14 protein-coding genes are annotated in these 21,096 nt (G+C 61.0%); 4 read left to right on the plus strand and 10 right to left on the minus strand.

Going from position 1 to position 21,096, the window contains the following annotated elements; all coding sequences use genetic code 11:
- Positions 1-83 precede the first annotated feature (83 nt).
- Both aspA and IEW18_RS05030 read right to left on the minus strand, forming a co-directional pair.
- Entirely contained in the window at positions 84-1,493 is a 1,410-nt protein-coding gene (aspA, locus tag IEW18_RS05025; RefSeq protein ID WP_188556722.1) for an aspartate ammonia-lyase, read from the minus strand.
- A 308-nt stretch (positions 1,494-1,801) separates the two neighbouring features.
- Positions 1,802-2,722 (minus strand): hypothetical protein, encoded by a 921-nt coding sequence (locus tag IEW18_RS05030; protein ID WP_188556723.1) that lies wholly within the window; start codon positions 2,720-2,722, stop codon positions 1,802-1,804.
- Between the two features lie 200 nt (positions 2,723-2,922).
- Here IEW18_RS05030 and IEW18_RS05035 point away from each other — a divergent pair, with 200 nt between their 5' ends.
- The 3 genes from IEW18_RS05035 (at position 2,923) to IEW18_RS05045 (ending at position 7,097) form a co-directional block, all read left to right on the plus strand.
- A complete protein-coding gene (locus IEW18_RS05035; RefSeq protein ID WP_188556724.1) occupies positions 2,923-3,897 on the plus strand; it encodes a fasciclin domain-containing protein in 975 nt (324 codons plus the stop codon).
- A gap of 203 nt (positions 3,898-4,100) precedes the next feature.
- Positions 4,101-5,537, plus strand: a complete 1,437-nt coding sequence (locus IEW18_RS05040) for an alpha/beta hydrolase (protein ID WP_188556725.1) — start codon at positions 4,101-4,103, stop codon at positions 5,535-5,537.
- 294 nt (positions 5,538-5,831) lie between these two features.
- Positions 5,832-7,097 carry a carboxypeptidase-like regulatory domain-containing protein gene (locus tag IEW18_RS05045; protein WP_188556726.1) on the plus strand — a complete coding sequence of 422 codons (1,266 nt, stop codon included), beginning with the start codon at positions 5,832-5,834 and terminating at the stop codon, positions 7,095-7,097.
- 288 nt (positions 7,098-7,385) lie between these two features.
- Here the strand turns inward: IEW18_RS05045 and IEW18_RS05050 are convergent, their stop codons facing one another.
- From IEW18_RS05050 to IEW18_RS05085, 8 genes are all read right to left on the minus strand, one after another.
- Positions 7,386-7,664, minus strand: a complete 279-nt coding sequence (locus IEW18_RS05050) for a hypothetical protein (protein WP_188556727.1) — start codon at positions 7,662-7,664, stop codon at positions 7,386-7,388.
- A 136-nt stretch (positions 7,665-7,800) separates the two neighbouring features.
- Positions 7,801-10,794, minus strand: a complete 2,994-nt coding sequence (locus IEW18_RS05055) for a glycosyltransferase family 117 protein (RefSeq protein WP_188556728.1) — start codon at positions 10,792-10,794, stop codon at positions 7,801-7,803.
- 117 nt (positions 10,795-10,911) lie between these two features.
- Positions 10,912-11,796 (minus strand): DUF6929 family protein, encoded by an 885-nt coding sequence (locus IEW18_RS05060; RefSeq protein ID WP_229728601.1) that lies wholly within the window; start codon positions 11,794-11,796, stop codon positions 10,912-10,914.
- A gap of 182 nt (positions 11,797-11,978) precedes the next feature.
- Positions 11,979-14,021, minus strand: coding sequence for an RICIN domain-containing protein (locus tag IEW18_RS05065; protein WP_188556730.1), 2,043 nt, complete (start codon positions 14,019-14,021; stop codon positions 11,979-11,981).
- A 214-nt stretch (positions 14,022-14,235) separates the two neighbouring features.
- Positions 14,236-14,475, minus strand: a complete 240-nt coding sequence (locus IEW18_RS05070; RefSeq protein ID WP_188556731.1) for a hypothetical protein — start codon at positions 14,473-14,475, stop codon at positions 14,236-14,238.
- A gap of 480 nt (positions 14,476-14,955) precedes the next feature.
- Entirely contained in the window at positions 14,956-15,627 is a 672-nt protein-coding gene (locus IEW18_RS05075; RefSeq protein WP_188556732.1) for a response regulator, read from the minus strand.
- Positions 15,628-15,870: 243 nt separating this feature from the next.
- Entirely contained in the window at positions 15,871-17,175 is a 1,305-nt protein-coding gene (locus IEW18_RS05080; RefSeq protein ID WP_188556733.1) for an amidohydrolase family protein, read from the minus strand.
- A gap of 199 nt (positions 17,176-17,374) precedes the next feature.
- Entirely contained in the window at positions 17,375-20,437 is a 3,063-nt protein-coding gene (locus IEW18_RS05085; RefSeq protein ID WP_188556734.1) for an amidohydrolase family protein, read from the minus strand.
- 184 nt (positions 20,438-20,621) lie between these two features.
- On the opposite strand from IEW18_RS05085, the gene IEW18_RS05090 reads away from it, so the two are divergent.
- Positions 20,622-20,831, plus strand: a complete 210-nt coding sequence (locus tag IEW18_RS05090) for a hypervirulence associated TUDOR domain-containing protein (protein WP_188556735.1) — start codon at positions 20,622-20,624, stop codon at positions 20,829-20,831.
- The last annotated feature ends 265 nt before the right edge of the window (positions 20,832-21,096 follow it).

Raw genomic sequence — 21,096 nt, forward strand, 5'->3', positions numbered from 1 at the left:
AATACTCCGCGAGAGATTTGGGAAAAGGTCAGACAAGACACAGTATTCTACCCAAAGCTGCATTTCAGCGCACCATACCTAAACTACTGAATGAAGCCTGGGCGAATCAGATTTTCGAACGTGAAGATTTCGTCCCATTTAGCCTGGGTCAATAGCTGCCGGTCCGTAACGGCAATATCATGCACCGTTTTACCGGTCTTCAGGGCTTCCTTCGCAATTTCGGCCGATGTTTCGTAGCCCAGCACCGGGTTGAGCTGCGTGACGATGCCAATGCTGTTGCGCACCATATTCTCGGCGTGCTGGGCGTTGGCTGTGATGCCCACCACGCACTTTTCGCGCAGGGTATGGCAGGCGTTGGTCATGTAGGAAATCGAGGTAAACAGGGCGAAGGAAATAACTGGCTCCATTACGTTGAGTTGCAGCTGGCCGGCCTCAGCGGCCATGGTCACGGTTAAATCGGCCCCGATAACGTAGAAAGCCGTCTGGTTGACTACCTCGGGCACCACCGGGTTTACCTTGCCGGGCATGATGCTGGAGCCGGGCTGCAGGGGCGGCAAGTTAATCTCAAACAAGCCCGTGCGCGGCCCCGAGGACAGCAGGCGCAGGTCGTTACAGATTTTGGAGAGCTTCACGGCTGTGCGCTTCAGCACGCCGGAAAGCTGCACGTAAGCCCCTGTATCATAGGTAGCCTCAATCAGGTCACCGGCCAGGCTCAGGTCGAGGCAGGTGACTTCGCGCAGGTGCTTGGTTACTAAATCGGCGTAGCCGGGAGGGGCATTTACCCCGGTGCCAATGGCGGTAGCACCCATGTTGATTTCGCTGATAAGCCGACGGCTGTCCTCGATGCGCAGCAGCTCCTCGCGCAGGTTGGTGGCAAAGGCCTTGAACTCGTCGCCCATACTCATGGGCACCGCATCCTGAAGCTGGGTCCGCCCCATTTTCAGCACGTTCCGAAACTCCTGGCCCTTGGCCGCAAAGGCATCGGCCAGCTCGCCCAGGGCCTGGCTGTAGCCGATGAGCTTGTTACTGAGGGCTATCCGAAAGGCCGTGGGGTAGGCATCGTTGGTTGATTGGGAGCAATTGACGTGGTTGTTAGGATGGCAGAACTCGTACTGGCCCTTCTGCTTGCCCATCAGCTCCAGGGCCACGTTGGCTAGTACCTCGTTGGCGTTCATGTTCACGGAAGTACCGGCACCTCCCTGAATCATATCGGTCAGGAACTGGTCGTTGAACTCCCCGCTGGCTACCCGGTCACAAGCTTTGATAATGCACTCCGCAATGGCCGAATCCAGCACACCCAGGTCACGGTTGGCCATGGCAGCGGCCTTTTTTACGTAGGCCAGGGCCTGCACAAACAAGGGCTCCGACTTCAGTGGAATTCCGGTGATGTGGAAGTTTTCCAGGGCCCGCAACGTCTGGATGCCATAGTATACTTCGTTGGGAATGGCTCGCTCGCCAAGGAAATCGTGCTCAAGCCGGGTGGGAATCTGCATAACAGGAAGAAAAGGGAAACAGAATAGGAACCTAAAGGCGGAAAACAGGGGCTTGGGTTACGGCCTTCAGCTAACTCAACCGCAGGGAAAAGTGGCGAAGGTAGCGGGCTGGGCCGAAAGAGTAGAAAGCTACCAGCCAGGCTAGCTCGGCCGGTAGCTTTCTACTCTTTCAACTGGCCTGAGGTTGAGCTTTCTCTCCTTTCTCGTTTCCTCTATCCTTGCTCAGGCCCCGAAAAACACTGCGCCCCGCTCCAGGAATTGAAGCGGGGCGCAACTTGCTACCCTACGCTCTGTGGCGAGAGTGAGGCTTAGAAATTATAGGCAAGCCCCCCCGTTACCCCCGTCGACTTGCCCACGTTGCGGCCCGAGACGTAGGTGCTGGCGCCCACAACCAGCCCAACGCCCTGGGCCAGCGGACGAAACCCACTCACGCCCAGCCGAATAAAATCAACCCGGGTGGCCGGAAAGAAATTGTCGAAGCCCGGCTGCAGAATGTCGGTGCCAGTGCTGGCTGATTTTTGAAAAGCAGCCCATCCATCCACGTAAATCTTCGGGCCGGCGTAGCCTACCTTGGTTTCGGCCACAAAGGCATTCGGAACCCGACCCGTGCGCAGGCTGTAGCCGGCCTGTCCGGTAAGGAAAACGCCCGAGGAGGTTTGCAGGTGCGCAATACCCGAGGCCGTGAGCTTGGTGGCGCGGTTGCCAATGGCAATGATGTACTCCAGGCCCTGCCGGGAGCTATACTTACTGGCGGGCGTACTCAGTCCAACCGAGCCCATCAGGCTCAGAATGCTGCTGCCCAGTTCGGTTGTAAGGGGTTTGTATTTAAGAATTCCCGTCAGGTCTTGCAGGCCTTCGCGCACGTTGGTGTAGCGCAGCCCCTGCACCACAGGCGCGGCGGCATGGCCCTCGGAGCGCACGTAGGGCAGGCTCACAATGGCCTCAAGTCTATCGGTGATGCCATAGTTGGCATATAAGTTAACGGAGCGCACTTCTATGCGCCGAAAAATTGGCACAACATCCACTTTCTCCGGCACCAGATACACGCTCTGGTACCACTCTTGGGTGGTTGACAGGGAAACAGAGCCGTGACTTTTGCCCGACATGAAGCCGTTGGTGAGGCTTTGCGCCCGAGCCGGTTCGCAGGCTAGCAGCAAAAGGGCAGCAATCAGCGAGGAGTAGAGGTAGTTCATCGAAAACTTGAAGGGGCAATCAGAAAAAAGTAACATGAATTAAAATGAGAAAAACACAATTTGAGTTATTTTCTCAAAATTAGAAAAAAGTTTTCTCGCGTTTTGTGGGCACGTACGAAAGCAAATCTTTGATCGGTTTGCTAATTCGTGAAATCCGATGAACTTTTGTTTTCGTTTGTACCCCTCCTTTTCTGACGCAGGACGCGAACAACCGCACTTGAAAGCTTGTCAAAGCTATGAAAAAGCCTTTTTACACCTGTTTTCTGATACTATCGACTGGGCTGCTGCTGCTGAGCGGCTGCTCCCGCGACCAAGATACTGACCCTTCCATTGCGGCATTGACAGTAGCAACCGCCGACTTCCAGTTATTGGAAGATGCCGCAGTAGCTGGTGGAGTAGTAGAGACTCTGTCCAATAAAAATCCTAATGATTCATCAGGCAAGTTCACGGTTTTTGCGCCTACCAATGCGGCCTTTGCCCGGCTGGGTTTGCGCACCGCCGCTGACCTGACCGGCCTGCAGACCTCCTTTTTGACCAGCACCCTGCTCTATCATGTAGCCAACGGCACCATTGCGGGTTCAGCCCTTACCGGGGGGACTAGTTTTGGCTCAGCCCTAGGAGTACACCGCCGGATTATTGCACGCAACGGCAGCCGCTACGTCAACGGCTCCCAGATTCTGGCTACTGATGTGAAGGCGGCTAATGGCACGGTGCACGTGCTGGACAAGGTGCTGCTGGCCACGGGCGTCGACATTGTGGAGTCGGCGGTGGCACTCAAGGACGCGCAAGTGTTTACGAAGCCTGAACTGAGCTTTCTGGTTGAGGCAGTACTGTACGCCGATCTGGCCGGTGCCCTGAAAGGCCCCGGACCGTTCACGGTTTTTGCCCCAACCGACCAAGCCTTCCGCGACTTGGGTACTCTGCTGCAAGTGCCGCTGAACGTGCCCGCCGACATTCGGCGGTTGCCTAAAGCCACCGTTACGGCGGTGTTGCTCAACCATGTAGTGCCCGGCGCCCGGTTTACGCCGGAGCTCCCCGAAAATACAACAGTAACTCCGCTGGGCGGCACGGCCCTCAGCCTGGGTAGCTTCGCGCAGGGGATGCTGCCGGTGCAAGGCAAGAGCAACCCGGCCCCGGCCCGCATGGTCATCCCGGACGTGCAATGCACCAACGGCATCGTGCACATCATCGACCGGGTGCTGCTGCCCTAACGCTACGTTTTCTCTAGTTCTGTTAATTTCCTCAGCCCTGTGCGGAGTTGTTTACCTGTTTCTGAATTCTTGACTAGTATCCAGCCGCCGCGCAACAACGGCGGCAGCCTGGGCTGGTGCCGCGGCCTGTTGGTAGCGTTGCTGGTCCTGCTCGCCGGCCTGGGGCGGGCGCAAGTAGTAAACAAATACTCCCTGGAAGGCGAATGGAAAGGCCCCTGTCCGTGCCAGGTGGCAGTCTGCCCATGCAATTTGTGGTAACGGAGTTGGCCAGTGGCAGCCGGTTTGCCGTGCTGAACGTAGCGCCCCAGCGCATCAACCGCATTCCTACGGCCGTGGTCCAGAACGGCGACACGGTGATTTTCTATGCCGAGCAGGTAGGCTGTCAGTTTAAAGGCCAGCGCACCGAAGACGGCAAGCACCTGACTGGCCTCTGGACCCAGCCAGGCTACAAGGCTCCGCTGACGCTGGAGCTTATTCCGCCCCCGCCCAGCGCCCCGAAAACCTTCCGCTTCCCCCCTCCTTACCGGATTGAGGAAGTTACCTTTTCCAATCAGCCCGACAACCTGAGCCTGCATGGCACACTTACCATTCCGGCCGGACCGGGCCCTTTTCCGGCCGTAGCGTTGCTTTCCGATTGGGGAGCACAGAATCAGGACGGCCAGTACGGCAACTACAAGCTGCTCGGAGGCCTGGCGGACTACCTCACCCGGCGCGGTGTTGCCGTGCTGCGCTTCCACGACCGGGGTGTGGGCGGCTCCGGGGGCACTACGGCCGCGGCCAGCCCCGATGACCGGGCCCGGGATGCCCAGGCAGCCCTGCTGTTCCTACGTACCCAACCTCTGCTTGACACCCAGCATATTGGCCTCATTGGCCACGGCGAAGGGGGTAACATTGCCCTGCTGGCTGCGGCCCGGCCTACCCCCCCGGCCTTTGTGGTAACGTTGGCGGCTGCCGGTTTGCCAGGCGCCGAAGTGCTGGGCACGCAGCCGGGCCTGGGGCGGGAAGCAGCCGTGGCCGATACCGTACTGGAGCGCTTGGTTCGCCAGCGGGCGCACTACGCCACCACTACCCAGGCGCAGATAGAGAAGATGCGGGCCGATGGGGCCAACGCCCCCCAGATTCAGGTTTACCTGGATTTGCAGCGTCTGCGGCAGAAAGCCGAAGAAAAGAAACGCCTCGATGCCCTGCTCAAGCAACAGCGCCCCCTGCTGGAGCTAGTGCGTCAGAACCCCGACGACCTGACGGCCCGCGCCAGCCTGACTAACGCCCTGCACCAGCAAGCGCCCGGCCTGCCCGATTCCGTGTACGCGGCCGGGGCTCAGCGCCTGACCACTACCTGGACCCGTTCCTACCTGCGCTTCTACCCCCAACGGGAGTTGGAGGCAGTGCAGTGCCCGGTGCTATTACTGCACGGAACGGAGGATTTTCTGGTAAGTAGCATCGACAACCTGCCGCTGCTGGAAAAGGGTCTGAAAAATAGTCTTGTGCAGGCGCGGCGGCTGGAAGGTGTGAACCACCTGTTTCAGGGCCCGCCTACCGAGTGGCCTATGGTAGATGGCAAACCCTCCCCAGTGGTAGCTGCCTCGGCTCTGGACTTGATCCGGTCCTGGATTCAAGCCATGATGCCCCCGCCCAAGTAAGTCATTCCGTCCCTGCTACCACGCTACCTAAGTCCACACCCTGGCTCCGAAACGGGGCTATGTAGCATGGCGGATGGGTTTACCACCCGATGATTGTTCTTCAATCTACTGTTGAACCATTAGCCGCGCGGTATGACTCTACCTGTCTGCTGCTTGGCACGGCCGCTAGTTTTGACTAAAAGCCATGCTTATTTACAGTCCGGGCACCTGCGTGTAAATGCACGGTTTTTCTTTACTACGAATTATTCGTAGAATTACGATTAATTCGTAATTCTATTATCTACACTTGTCTCCATGCCTGCTTCCTCCCATTTGCCTCGTTGCTGGAAGCTCCTTGTTGTGCTTGTGGTGTGGCTGACACTGCCAGTTAGTGGCTGGGCGCAGGCGCGGCTAAGCGGCGTGGTGCTGGACTCGCTTACCCAACAGCCTCTGCCCTTTAGCACCGTGTTCTTGGCCAATACGACCTTGGGAGTTACCACGGATGAGGCGGGCCGTTTTGCGTTTGAGCGGGTGCCGTCAGGCTCTTATGAAGCCGTTGCTTCCTTCCTGGGGTACCGCCTGCGCCGCCTGCCGGTGGTAATTGCTACTACTGCCCAGCAACTCACGTTCCGGCTCCCACCCACGGCCACGGCCCTGGGCGAAGTAGTGGTACGCGCTACCCCCAACAACCCCGATGACTACCGCAAGTTTGTGGAGTCGTTTCTGGGGGCCACCAGCTTCTCGCGCCAGTGCCGTATCCGGGACCCGGAGGCCGTGCGCGTGCGCTACGATGCGCAAGCCAACGAGCTGCACGCTACCTGCCAGGATTACGTGACAGTCGAGAACCAGGCCCTGGGCTACCGCATCAAGTACTACGGCCTGGATTTCCGCCTCAACTTCCGTCAGCAGTGGGTGGCGTTTTACGGCTGGCCAATTATGGAAGATTTATCTTCCAAATCAGAAAGGCAGCGCCGCCGCTGGCAGGAAAACCGCCGCCAGGCCTACGTCGGGTCGCTCACCCATTTTCTGCGTAGCGTGTACGAGAACCGTGTGGCGCAGGAAGGCTTTGTGGTGCAGCGCCTGCGCCGGGTAGTGAATCCGGCCCGCGCTCAGGCCGATAGTTTGCTTACGCTCATGCGCCAGCAAACTACCACGCGGCGCCTGCTGAACCCGGCCCGCTTCGATGACTCTCTGCACGCCCTGACCAAGGTGCCACGCCAGCTCGAATACTTGTATACGCGCCCTCTGGCTACTGAGGCCTACCGGCAGCAGCTCCCGGACTCCGGACGCGTGGCGCTACAGTTCCCCGATTTACTTCAGGTTACCTACGCCCGCGAAAAGCCCGACCCCGCGTATGCGCTCCACCTGGCCCGCACAGCGCCCCTGGGCCGGGCGGCTCCGGCAGCTCCCACCACGCAGGTATCGGTGCTGCAGTTGCTGCTGCCGCAGGTGTTGCTCCAAGCAAACGGGCAAGCTACTAATCCGCTCGGGGTGCTTACGGAAGGCTACTGGGGTTTTGAGAAGCTCGGGGAATTCCTGCCCGTAAACTACCAGCCCACTTCGCCCAAGAGCACGCCCTGAAGCACTTGAATAATAAGCAGAAAACCCGTCAGGCCAAGCCGGAGGCGAAGCATCTCGCCCGGCTCCTGTTGGAAGACCATGCAGAGGTTAGCCCGCCAGCCCCTACCCCAGGCACGGCCGGTATTACATGCTGGCTTCATTTGGCGGCGCGGCTCATACTCGTATCATGAATCTATTCGCCCAAAAAAGCCGCCCGGCAGGCAGAACCGTTGTGACAACAGCTCTGCCTACCGGGCGGCTTTTTTGATAGTGCTACGAGCGTCTGCTTTACCAGAAGGCAGCGCTGGCTTAAGCCACCTGAGCCAAGGGACGTACTACCTCGGCATCTAGAATCTCAACCACGAAGCCATTTTCGGGAGAGTAGGTTTTGCGGTAGTACACCACCAGCTGCCGGCCGCGGGGTGAGGTAACCTGGGTGGTACACACGTCGCCGAAGGCTTTTTCCTTTTCCAGGAAAGGCCGAAGAGACTGAACAGTCTGCAGAAATTCCGCCGGCAGCAGCCCGTGCTGCTCCTGCAGCTTCACGGCGCTAACCGGGTACAAAAAACGAGTGTTGAAGAGAATCATAAAGGCGAGAAACAAGTCAGCTATACTACTTGCTCCCAACACCTTTTACTCGAGCTTGATTCCTGCCAGCCAAGGAATTGCGCTTGTTTATTCGCTTGTTGAAGCCGGACTTATTTCACCATTTGGCTCGCCGTGACTACCCTCCGTACTGCCGCAGAATTCCGGCCAGCTCCGTGGCCCGAGCCGCGTCGTTGATGTCAGCGGCGGCTAGGTACAGGTGCTGGAGCGTAAAGAGCTGCATCGCAATTTCCCGCTCGAAAAGGGCCGCGTCGGGGCGGGCGGCGTAGTAGGCCAGGTGTTGGGTCGTACGGGTCGTGAGCGTGTCCATGATTTCGCGGGCCCGGCGGGTTTCGCCTACCGCCACCAGGGAAGGCACCAGGTCGGGGGTGTAGGCATCATACGGCAAGGCAGTATCGGGCAGCACCGTTAGGCACTTCTGCAGCACTTCGCGGGCGCGGGCGTGGTTGCCGGCCTCCACGTAGGCCCGGGCCAAGCGGGCAAACTGCTCCCGGTAACCGCTCAGGGTGAAGCGTTGATTTTCATCGTAGTACACCTTGGGGTTGTTGAGGTTGCGGTAGCTGTACTTGCGCATCAGGGAGTCGTAGAGCAGGTCTTTGGCCACCACGCCCTCCTCGGGCAGGCGCAGCTCCGACGGGGCTACGGCCGGGGCGCGGCATGGGAGCACCCGGCAAACCAGGCCCTCCAATTGCAGGTAGGGTTCCAGCCCCATGCGGGTGGTAGGGCTCACGGTGTTGGCGAAGTACACCGGCCGCTGCCAGTTGTTGGTAGCCAGCACGTCGAGTAGGGCCAACTCCCGCTTTTCCAGCGCCCCCCGGCTCAGGTCCCATTCCAGGCGGGGCACCACTTGGGCCAACCGCTCCCGGGGCACCATGCCGCTGCGCCGCACCGCGGCCGTATCGACGGGCAGTACCAGGTGGGTGGCGGGGTAAGAAAGCAGGGTTCGGGAACCGTCGCCGTAGCTAACCTGCAACAGGGGGCTGTTCTGCTCCACCAACTGCACAAACTCGCGCACGTTCAGCTCGCGCACGGCCGGGTTGGCCACGAAAGGCAGGTAATCGTTGGTGCCTTGGCGGTAGCGGGCCGGGCTAATAGACAAGGGCAGCGGCGCCGACTGGTAGCTGCGCTGGCGCATCTGCTCCACGTACCAATCGGTGTTGAGGTAGCTAGACACGAGCACGCGCACGTCGGGGCGCACACCTTCTACTTCCTGGGCGTACCAGAGCGGGAAGGTGTCATTGTCGCCTTCCGTTACCAGAATAGCGTTAGGGGCCAGGGTATGGAGCACGTTCTTGGCGTAGTCGACGGAGCTGAAGCGGCCGGTCCGGTCGTGGTCGTCCCAGCCTTCCGCGGCCATCAGGGCCGGCACCAGCAGCCCCAGGCACGAAGCCAGCAGCACCCGCGGGCGGCTGGCCGAAAGCAGGCGGCCCAAGGCAGCGTGCAGGGCCGGCACGCCCAGCCCAATCCAGATGCAGAACGCCAGGGTAGCGCCAGCAAAGGTATAGTCCCGCTCCCGGGGCTCCTGGGGCGGTTGGTTCAGGTAAAACACGATAGCCAGGCCCGTGAGCAGAAACAGCAGCCCCACCACCAGCGCCTGCCGCCCGTTGCGGCGCAGTTGCCACACCAGGCCAGCTACCCCCAGCAGAAACGGCAGGGCCAGCAAGGCATTACGGCCCCGGTTTGCGGCCACGCTGGCCGGCACCGATTGGGTGGTGGCCCAGGGCCAGAGCACGCCCGCATGCTGCACGTCGCTTTCCCGCCCGATGAAATTCCAGCCGAAATAGCGCCAGAACATATGCCCGAACTGGTACTGCCACAGAAAGCCCAGGTTCTGCCCTATGGTAGGCTTGCGGCCTTCTTCCAGCTCAGTGACCCACTTGCGGTACTGGCGCACTAGCTCGGGGCTGGTGCCGGCCGGACCGGCGTAGATGCGAGGCAGCAGCACCTTGTCAGGGGCTTCGTAGCGCAACTCCGGGCGGTGGTCCGTGACGAGGTAGCGGCCGTTTTGGCGGGTGTAGCGCGGCGCCCCGTCCTCCTGAGCTATGGCCTGGGCAAACAGATGGGGCCCGTAAAGCAAAGGCCGGTCGCCGTACTGCTCGCGCTTGAGGTAGCTCACGAAGGAGAGGATTTCGTTGGGCGCGTTTTCGTTGATGGTAGGGTGGTAGGAGCTGCGGATAGGTACAATGAGGTAGCTGGAATAGCCAATCAGCACGAATACCAAAGCCAGCAGGGCCGTGTGCAGCCCGCGCCGGCCGCGCCGGTAAGCCCACCGAAACGCCAGCAGCAACGCCCCCAGCCCGGCCAGCAGAAACAGCACCAGCCCGGCATTGTACGGCAGCCCAAAGGTGTTGACGAAGAATACCTCACTGGCCCCGGCCAGGGTAGGCAAACCCGGAATGATGCCTTCCAGCACCAGCAGCACCAGCGCGCTACCTCCCAGCAGGGCCAGCAGAATACCCCGCCCCGAAGGCTGGGCCGCGCGGCGGAAGTACCACACCACGCTCAGCACCGGAATAGCCAGCAGATTCAGCAAGTGCACCCCAATTCCGAGGCCAATAACGTAGGCAATGAGCACCAGCCACCGGTCGGCGTCGGCCTCGTCGGCGCGCTTTTCCCATTGCAGCATCAGCCACACCACCAAGGCCGTGCCGAAGGTGGAAAGGGCGTATACCTCCGCTTCCACGGCGTTAAACCAGAACGAATCGGAGAAGGTCAGGGCCAGCGCCCCCACTACCCCACTGCCCAGCACCAACGCCGCCGCAGTGCCTGGCAGGGGCTCCGCAGCCGGGGCCGGCCGCAGGAGCTTCGCCGCCAAATCGGTAATAATGCCGAACAGCAGGGCAACGGTAGCGGCGCTGGCCACCGCCGAAACCAGGTTTACCAGCACCGGCACCCGGGTAGGCTCGCCGGCGGCCAACAGCGACGCCAGCCGGCCCAGCAGCAGGTAAAGCGGGGCGCCGGGCGGGTGGGGCACCAGCAGTTTGTAGGCGCTGGCGGTAAATTCGCCGCAGTCCCAGAAGGAAGCCGTGGGCTCCAGCGTGGCCCAATACACACCCAGGGCAAGCAAAAACAGCCCCCCGCCCAGCACGGGCTTAAGTCGAGAATACAGCATGCGGGAAGAGTTGCAGAGTGAATGAAAAAACGCATCCGGCGACCCGGAATGACTTCCAGAGCGCCGGATGCGTTTTTCCGCTTACCCGTTGCCTACCCCTCGAAATTTGCCGGTAGTTTACACACTCAGCTCGACCGTTACGGCCGTGGAGCCGCCCGCATCGTCGTCGGTCACCAGCAGCAGTTCGTAGCGCTTCGGGCCCAGGCGGCGGCGCCCGGCCACGCTTTCCACTTTGCCCCGGTAGGGGCGGCCGCCGGGTAGCTCCAGCCGGGCCAGCTGCACGGGGAGCACCTTGGCCGCCCGGCTGGCCAGCTGCAGCACGCCCACAAACGAGCCCAGCACGGCCCCGTCCAGCACGGCATCCTGGGTATCTTCCACGGAGGCTGTCACGAACAGCTTGTCCTCAAACCAAGTAGCCCCCGAAAAGCCAGCGGGTTTGCCATCAATGACAGGCAACTCAAACAGCTGAACTTGCACGGACGGCACCTGCGGGCTGCGATGCTGCACATACGCCAGCGCAGCTTCCAGCGGCAGTCGAAACAGCAGGTTGCCAGCCGCCGCCCCGACGGTGCGCTGAAACAGCAGGAGCTCAGTGGTAGTAGCGGCGGCCGCCTCCAGGTTCAGGACCACGCCGGCGGGTAGCAGGGTCCGCAGAGCCGCGTATAGTCCGCTCAGGGAAATGGGGTATACGGCGCCGGCGCCGCCGGTTTTGGGTAGCGGCACCCAAAAGCCCTGCTCCCGCGCGGCCGTGGCCCCGGAACCCAACACCAGCAGGCCGGTTTCGCCGGTGGGCGTCGTCAGGGCGGTAAGGCATTCCAGGTCCAACTTCAGTTCCTTCGGAATCCGGCCGCTGCTGAAGTGGGCCGTTTCAAAGAGCCGGGTCGGCTCGCCCGCCGCCAGCGTGGCCGCATCCAGCTGATAGAGATAGGGAGCATCGTCGCCAATGACGTAGGCCACATTTCCAACTACCTCTACCCCGGAAGCCGAGGGCAGCTTAGGCAAAACTGCTTCGTGCCGAATAAGAGCCTGCATTTTTTGGGTGCTTAATGGGTTGCTTTTGACTGCTTAAAGCTTGAAAAGCGCTGGTTTCGTTTGCTGATGCAGCTATTCCGAGCCGGGACCTTTAAACTAATGCTACTGGTCCGAGGGGCAAGGCATCAACGCTGACCCCGAGTCTCAAGAGCCTACTTTACAATCGTAAACTCTACGCGCCGATTCAGCTTGCGGGTTTCCTCTTTCTCGTTGGAGGCCCGGGGGCGGCTGCCGCCGTAACCGATGGTGCTGATGCGGGTTTCGGGTACGCCCTTCACAACAAGGTAGCGCTTCACCTCGGCCACGCGCTCCTCGGAGAGCTTCACGTTCAAGTCGGCCCGGCCCTGGTTGTCGGTGTGGCCCTCCAGGCGAATGTTAACCGTGGGGTTATCCTGCAGGGTGCGAGCCAAGCGGTTAAGCTCGGTGTAGGAAGCCGGCAGTAAGGTGTACTTGCCCTGGGCAAAAATCAGGGTAGGCAGCTCCAGGCTAGAGCCGACGGCGGCCGGCACCAGCAGCAGCTCCAGGGCGCGGGAGCCGCTCATTGTCACGGTGTCGGTGGCCGTGAGGTAGCCCGCGCGGGAGGCCAGCAGGCGGTAGCGGCCGGGCGGCAGGGTGAGCTGGTAATTGCCGCCCGCCACATCGGTGCGGGCCGTGGCGTTGAAGGCCAAGTCGTTACCCAGCCGAATGGCCTTTACCTCCGTGGCCAGGGGCTGCCGCGTTTTGGCGTCGAGGGTACGGCCCGTCAGCAGGGTGCGGGCGGCCACGGCGGGCGCTACCGGCTCGGGTGGGGCCGGCTTGACCGTGTCGCTCGGGGCTACCCCAGTCACAGTCCGGAACAAATCGGCGGGGCCGTTGGCCGTGCGGGAGGCCGCGTAGTAGGCTTGCTTGCCATCAGCCGAAAGGCTCAGGTAGGCATCGAAGCCGGGCCCGTTCAGCGGGGCGCCCACGTTGCGGGGCTCACTCCAGCGGGTCCAGGAGTCATCGAGGCGCTGGCTGACGAAGATATCGGCGCTGCCGTAGCCAGCGTGACCGTAGGAGCTGAAGTACAGCGTTTTGCCATCGGGAGCCAGCCAGGGTGCAAAGTCAAAACCGGGCGAGTTGATAACCGCGCCCAAACTAACCGGGTCATTCCAGATGCCATCGGCCCCGGGCCGACTCAGGTACAGGTCGTTGCCGCCCTGGGAGTCGCCGCGTTCCAGGGAAAGCAGCAGGATTTTCTCGTCGGGGGTCATAAAGAAAGACGTAGCCGGGGCCGCCGAGTAGTAGTTAGCCACGTCCAGGGACACCGGGTGCCCGTTTTTACCGGTAGCTCCCCGCGCCACCTGACTCAGGCCTTCGTCCCGGAAGGAGCCGTCCCGCTCGTAGTGGCCCCGCAGCAGCAGGGTTTTGCCCCCGTTCGTAATGGCCATGACGCCATTGTGCTGGGTAGTATTTAGCGCATCGAGGCGGGTAGCCGGGCCCCAGCTGCGGCCCTCGTCAGCGGAGGTACTCACCCAAATGTCGCCGGATTCGGTGACGCCTTCCGTGTTGCCGGCGTAGCGGGTGCGCACAAAGTACAGGGCACGACCATCGGGGGCCAGTACGGGCTGCAGCTCGTTGCCGCCGGGCGTGTTCAGGCTGGCCAGCGGCTCGGGCGCCCCGAAGCCGGGCTGGCTATTATCTACGTTGAGCCGCAGCTTGAACAGCTTCCACTGCTGGGTGGCGCGGTTTTGTACCCGCTGCCCTACCACCGGGGTGCCGTTAAACTTGTCGGCCGCGGCCAGGGAAGCGCACTTGTCGTTGCCCCGGCTCACCAGCAAAAAGCTCCCAATGGGTCCCGAAGGCACTAGCTTCCACTGCTGGTAGAAGCTGCCCGTCCAGGGGCGCTGCACCAGGGGCGCGTTTTCGTCGGGCTTTTCCAGGGTAAGGCACTTGCCACTGTGCCGGGCCTCAATGCGGTAAAAGTCGCTACCCTTGGCGGCTGGCACAAAGCGCCACTGCTGGCTATTAGCGTGCGTAAATTCCCACTGAACACCCGTGGCGCCGGCTTCGATGGAGGCATTGGTAACGTCAAGGGAACGGCCGCTACTACGGGCAATCACGCCGTACCACGCGTGCTCATCAGGAATAAAGGTGGCCTGGGCGAAGAGGGAAGGCGAGGCAAAAAACAGCAGTGCCCACAACGGCACTACCAAGCGAAACAGCGGATTTGTCATGCACGCGAAACGGATGAACCGGGGCGTAAGTTAGCCCAGAAATCGGCGGCGCCCCGGCAATAGCGCGAAAAGGCGCTGCTCGCCTCAACGGGAAAGCAACGCCTTTTGGTATGAAATTCTGCGCTATAGGTTTCTGGCGCTCACGCCACGTGTCACTGGAGGCAGGGGTTAAGGTAGCTGGGCTGGGGTGGTTCCTACCGCCTAGCTATACCGTTTAGTTGTTATTGATGTATTTGAAACGAACAAACCGGTCGTTCTCGTAGATGGCGGTGAAGTGTCCCCCACTGGCTTTGGTGTCTGATTTGCGTTCTGCAGGCTTGTGGTTATGGTTTGCCGAAGAGCTGGTAGGAACGGCAGGGTACGCACCGGGAGCCATCCCGGGCACATGGCAGATGAAGGAGAGAATCTTGGACGGCATGGTTTGTTTTTCGTTAGCGGTTAGATGTTTAGACACGAGCAAATCTGTGGTTAAGTGAGAAAAAACTGCATTTAAGCACTTTCAAGCGGCATTTCGTCAGATCAAATATAAACATATTATCATTTGATTGAACGATGCTAAGGTATATTTTTTCTCCTTAAAATGTAAATCAGTAGCACCCCTGATTTTTACTCCGTACTGGTACGGATATTTCCCTTGCCCTCTCTAATCCTGGTTTTTCCTCAGCTACTAATTGCTTTTGGCCCATGCTGTTAAGCACAAAAGTGCCTTCTAGCCTATGTAAAGGACGTTTTGAGGACAGCAAGCGGTACGCGCAGTCGCCTGGCTTTTCGTAGTTAAGAGTTTCTGCCTTGCTTTGCCTGTTGCCCAGTAGCCGCGCCCTAGCGGCCCAATGACGTAGCCAATTTTTTATTCTCAATCACCTCGTTCCTGTGGCTATATACTCCTGACAGGATTATTGCACATTGGCTAGCAATCTACCTATTCGCTTATCTACTAGGATATTAGCTTATGTCGCAACGCGTATTGAATCAGGCCGACTACGGATTTGGAGTTGGTTTTGGTAAACAGATTGCGCCGGTGGGTTTCCACGGTACGCTCACTGATAAACAAGGCCTCCGCAATGGCTTGGTTGGAATACTCCTGCGCGATTAGCTGCAAAATTTCCCGCTCCCTGCTGGTTAACTCGGCCGGACGGCTGCCTTCCAGCGCCGCCGGAATGTGCATGTTCTGCAGCAGCGTAGCCGCTACATCGTGGCTGAAGTAGCTGCGGCCAACGGCTACCTGCCGGATGGCGTCGCTTAATTCGGCGCGGTTAGCAGTTTTGAGCACGTAGCCGGAACCGCCGGCTTCCAGCATTTCCGCCACCGTCGCGTGGTCGTGAAACATACTCAGAATCAGCACCCGAATATGGGGCCAGCGCGACCGGATAGCCCGCGCCAGTTCAATGCCCGACATTTCGGGCATGTTCAGGTCCAGCACGGCCACCTGAATATACGGGTGCCGATCTGCCAGAATACTTAGGGCCTCCGTGCCGCTATAGGCCTGGGCTACCACTTGCAGGCCAGTTTCGGGCCGTAGCATACCTTTTATACCTTCTACCACTACCGGATGGTCATCCACTAGCAAAAGCGAGATTGGTTCTTCCTCGGGTAGAGATTCAGGCATGGCGGCACAGTGACAGCACACTGTATTTTTCGGGCGAATAATAGCGTATGAGGTACAAAGAAAGATACTATAATCCTCTCCGATCATCAATATAAGAACAAGAATATATTATAATAGTTCGACGGCACCAAGCGGCCCCACAAGCAGAGCGCGGAACGTGTTGGCTACCAGAGCTGCCCTACAGCTAACTCAGGCAAAACCGCCACGCTCCGCGCCTTACCTACGCGAACCACATACTACCTTCTATTTGAGCCCATACTTACCCCGGAACTTGTCGCGCAGGTAGGTTTGCTTGGTATCGAGGCGGAAGGCGCGGCCGTCAATCCAGGCGCGCGACACGTCGTTGGTGCGCATGTCGAGCAGGTCGCCGCGGCTTACGACCAGCGTGGCGCTTTTGCCCGCTTCCACAGAGCCAAAGTCCTTCTCGATGCCCAGGATGCGGGCCGGGCTCAGGGTAACGGCTTCCAGGGCCTGCTCCTTGGTAAGGCCGTAGCCGGCGGCGGTGCCGGCAATGAAGGCCAGGTTGCGGGCCCCGGAGGTTTCCTGGGCGCCCTCATAATCCAGGCAGAACCGGATGCCGGCCTGCTGAAGCATGCTAGGCAGACGGTAGGGCTGGTCGTAGTCGTCGCCCTCGCGGCGGGGCAGGGCGTGGATGCGGGACAGGACCACGGCCACGTCGTTCTGCTTCAGAAAGTCGAGCATCATCCAGGCGTCGCGGGCGCCCACCACGGTTACCTTCTGCACGCCCAGGCGCTTGGCAAACCGCACCGCTTCCACCAGCTCCTTGCCGTAGTCAGCGTGGATGAACAGGGTTTTGCTCCCATCAAAAAGGCCGGCCAAGGAGGTCAGGCGCAGGTTTTCCTTGCGGCCGGCGGGCTGCTGGCGGTAGGCGCTGGCCTCCGTGAGCAGGCTTTCCAGCTGGCGCAGCTGCTCCTGCCGGGCCTTTTCGCGGCGCTCCAGCACCTGGGCGTCCTCGGCGGGGTTGGTTTTGAGGATCATGGCCGGCCAGTTCAGGTGCAGCCCGTCGTCGGCGCGCACCTGCGCGTCCTGCCAGTTCCAGGCATCCAGCTGCACCACGCTGCTCTGGCCCGAGAGGATGCCACCGCGGGGCGTTACCTGGGTAAGTAGTACGCCGTTGGTGCGCACCGTCGGGATGATGTCGGAGTCGGTGTTGTAGGCAATGAGGCTGCGCACGTTGGGGTTGAACTCGCCCACCTCCCGGGAGTCCACGGTAGCCCGAATAGACTCCACTTCGGTCAGGCCCAGGGTGGAGTTGGGCAGAATCAGGCCGGGGTAAATCTGCTGGCCTTTCACGTCGATGACCTCGTAGGCGGCGCGGTCCTGCCCGAAGCCGCTCTGGGCCCCGGCGTAGGTGATGCGGCCCTTGTCGAAGGCCACGGCGGCGTCGGGCACTACCGTGCCGTTGCCCACGTGCAGGGTGCCGCCCAGCAGCAGCACCGGCTTGCTCTGGGCCGGCGCCGGGGCCGGTACCTGGGCCAGGGCGGGGGTAGCGACGAGCAGGGCCAGGGAGAAAAGTATGTGTTTCATGGGGTTGATGTCATGGTTAATCCGAACGTCATGCTGAGCGCAGCCGGAGGCGTAGTCGAAGCATCTCTACCTCTGACTAATGACTGGCACCACAACGAAGCGGGAGAGATGCTTCGACTGCGCTCCGCATGACAGGCGAGGGTGGCAACGTAAGCCGAGCGAGATGCTGCCTTCGTCAGCATGACAGCCGGAGTTGATGTTACTGGTCCAGCTCTTTTTCCTCGCCCAGGGTGTCGCAGTGGTAGTGCTTGGTGGGCTTGGCGGTGGGCAGTTGGGTAGCGGCGCCGCCTTTCTTGGCCTCCAGCATTTTCTGCACGATGCGCAGGCGCTCCTGCTGCATCTGCTGGCGCAATTGCTGGTCGTTTTCCAGGCTGAACATCTCGCGGCCGTCCACGAAGGTGCGCTCGGCGCGGGCGTACACGCTCAAGGGGTTGTCGGTCCAGAGCACTACGTCGGCGTCCTTGCCTTCCCGGATGCTGCCCATGTTCCGGTCCAGGTGCAGCATTTTGGCCGGGTTGATGGTCACCATTTTCAGGGCTTCCTCTTCCGAGAGGTGGCTGTACTTCACCATTTTGGCGGCTTCCTGGTTGAGGCGGCGGCTCATTTCGGCGTCGTCGGAGTTGAGGGCCACGTTCAGGCCCACGTCGTGCATGATGCCGGCGTTGTAGGGAATGGCATCGCGCACCTCATTTTTATAGGCCCACCAGTCGGAGAAGGTGCTGGCGTTGATATTGCGCTGCTTCATCTTGTCGGCCACTTTGTAGCCTTCCAGGATGTGGGTGAAGGTGTTCACTGGGAAGCCCATGCGGTCCGACACGCCCATAAGCATGTTGATTTCCGACTGCACGTAGCTGTGGCAGGTGATGAAGCGCTGCCGGTTCAGGATTTCCACCAGGGCCTCGAGCTCCAGGTCGCGGCGCGGGGCCTCGCCCTTTTTCTGCTTGGCCTTGCTGAGCTTGTTCCAGGCTTTCCACTCCTGCTCGTACTCCTTGGCCCGGGTGAAGGCATCCACGAACACCTGCTCGGTGCCCATGCGGGTCTGGGGGAAGCGCACCACGTTGGCCTCGCCCCAGTTGCTTTGCTTCACGTTCTCGCCGAGGGCAAACTTGATGAAGCCAGGCGCCCCGGCAATCTTCATCTGCTCCGGGGTCATGCCCCAGCGCAGCTTGATCAGGGCCGATTGCCCGCCGATGGGGTTGGCCGAACCGTGCAGGAGCTGGGCGGCCACTACCCCGCCGGCCAGGTCGCGGTACACGTCCACGTCCTCGGGGTCCACCACGTCGCTGATCCGCACCTCGGAGGTTACCGACTGGGTGCCTTCGTTTACGCCCTCGGCAATGGCAATGTGGCTATGCTCATCAATGATGCCCGGCGTTAGGTGCTTGCCGGTACCATCGATGCTGCGCCCCCCGCTGGGCACCGAGAGGTTACGGCCAATCTTCGTGATTTTGCCGTTTTGCAGCAGCACATCGGTGTTTTCGAGCTTGCCGGCGGCCTCACTGGTCCACACGGTGGTGTTCTTGATAAGTACCGTTTGCTGGGTGGGCACTTCCGTGCGGCCGTAGGCCACAAAGGGGTACTGCACCTGACCCAGCTGGGGCGGTACGGGCGCTTTCACGGAGTCGCGGCGGGCGGCGCGGGAGGCTTCTTCCAGGCGGCGGGCTGACCACTTCACGTTCGTCGCGTCGGGCAGTTGGCCGTCGCCCTGGAAGGTGCGGCCTTCGGCGGTGTAGTAGCCGCTGAGGCGGATGGCGCCGCTACCCTTGGTTTTGGGGCTGGGGTTGAAGACGAGGGTAGCCAGTTCGCCGTTCACGCTGAGGGAGCCTTTCACCGTGTCGCCGGGGGCTTTGGCAATTTTCAGCTCGGGGCTTTCGGGCTTGCCGGCCAGCAGGAGCTTCATTTCCGGCTGGCTGCCCACTTGCAGGGAGTACACGCCGCGGTAGTCGGCTGGGATGGTGCTGAGCTGGTACCGCTCGCCCTGCACCCAGTTGTCCAGCAGCACGTTGTCGTCGGCGAGCAGGCGGCCGGAGCAGACCAGGAAGTTGGCTTCCATGCCGGGCCGCAGGGCCCCTACCCTATCCTGCACGTTCACCAGGGCGGCGGGGGTAGCCGTGAGGGCCTGCAGGGCCTGCTCCTCCGAGAGGCCGTACTGCACGGCTTTGCGCAGGTTGGGCAGAAACTTCTTTTTGTCCTTGAGGTCGGCGGCGGAAAAGGCGAAGGGTACGCCGGCCTTGGCCAGCAGGGCGGCGTTGGCCGGGGCCATTTCCCAGTGCTTCAGCTCCTGCAAGCTCACGCGGGCCGCGTCGTACACGTCATCGACCTGGTAGGCGTCGGGGAAGTTCAGGGTCAGGATCAGCGGGGCCTTGGTGGCCTTGAGGTCGTTTACGCGCTGGTACTCGTCACCGCGGCTTTTGATGATGTACTGCACCCCAAACTCGTCGCCCAGCTTGTCCGCGCGCAGGGCGCTGAGCTTGTCGCGCACCTCGAAAATGGCGGGCAGACCCCGCTGCTGGTTCAGGGCCCGCAGCGAGAGGTTTTGCTCGCGGGTGGGGTTGCGCTGGTTCCAGTCGGCGTCGAGGTAGCTCTGGCGCAAGAGGGCAATACTTCCCATCAACGACGAGGGGTAGTCCTGGGTGCTGCTGCCCTTGTCGAAGCTGAAGGTAGCGGCGGCGCGGTCCTGGAGCAGCACCTCACTTTCGCGGCGGGTGGTGTTGAGGCTCACCAGCGCAGCCGTGCCGCGGGCAATGCCATCGGGCTGGTGGGTAAGTACCGCCCCGAAGCCCAGGCGACGGTACACGTCGGCCTGGTCGGCGTTGACGCGGAACAGCTCGGCGGCGTTGACTTCGGGGTGCACGGCCTGGTTCCAGTCGTAGGCCCCGGCCTTGGTGCTTTCCATCTGGGGTCCGGCGCGGCGGCCCTGGCGCTCGGGGGCTTTCACCTCGGGCACCCCGTAGGAGGCGTACAAATCCACGAAGCCTGGATAGATAAAGCGCCCTTTCAGGTCCTGGACCACGGCTCCGGCCGGAATTTTCACGTTGGGCCCCACGGCCTCCACCTTCCCGTCCCGGATCAGCAGGGTAGCATCCTGAAGGCGGGTTTTGTAGTCGGTGAAAATAGTGGCGTGCGTGAAGGCGTACACGCCCGGGCGCTGGTCGTAAACGCCGTTGCGGGGGAAGGTAGCGGGCTGCTGGGCCTGGGCCGCCGAGAGGCTGCCGGCCACGAGCCCGCCGGCGAGTCCCAGCCGGCGAAGATCAATGTGCATGGAGTAGAGGTATGAGGAATAGAAGAAAACGAGCAGGTGAAAAGCCCTTGCGGGCAGGAGCTACTCAAGAGCCTGACTGCCTGGGTGCCAGCAAAGAAGCGCTTCGGCAACCTGGGTTGCACCACGACAGTATGCTGCAAGGGCAACCCAACTACGCACCAAAACCCGACAAATCCATCATCCTATGCGCAAAGGCACCCAAGTAACCTGGAAATACGGCACCGGCACGGCCACCGGCAAAATTGAGGAAACCCACAAGGAGTCCGTCACCCGTAAGCTGCAGGGCGCCGACATCACCCGCCACGGCACCCCCGACAATCCCGCCTACCTCATCGTGCAGGACAACGGCGACAAGGTCCTCAAGCTCCAAAGCGAGGTTAAGCCTGCCAAGTAACGCTTTGACTAGCTGCGCTGGGCAGTGGCCTGGCAAGTCATGGCTCCTGATTCATCCTCGACTCAAATAAGCTGTCATGCAGAGCGCAGCGAAGCATCTCGCGTGCTGACGTTGCGGCAGTAACCCAGGCGTCAGCATGCAAGATGCTTCGCTGCGCTCTGCATGACAACCTCTTGTCTTACAGTCTACACTCTCTATAGGGTAGTCCCCAGCCTACCCCTGCCGACAACAAAAAGCCCCGCCGAATACTCGGCGGGGCTTTTGA

The organism is Hymenobacter glacieicola (genome assembly GCF_014640315.1).
Taxonomy (GTDB): Bacteria; Bacteroidota; Bacteroidia; order Cytophagales; family Hymenobacteraceae; genus Hymenobacter; species Hymenobacter glacieicola.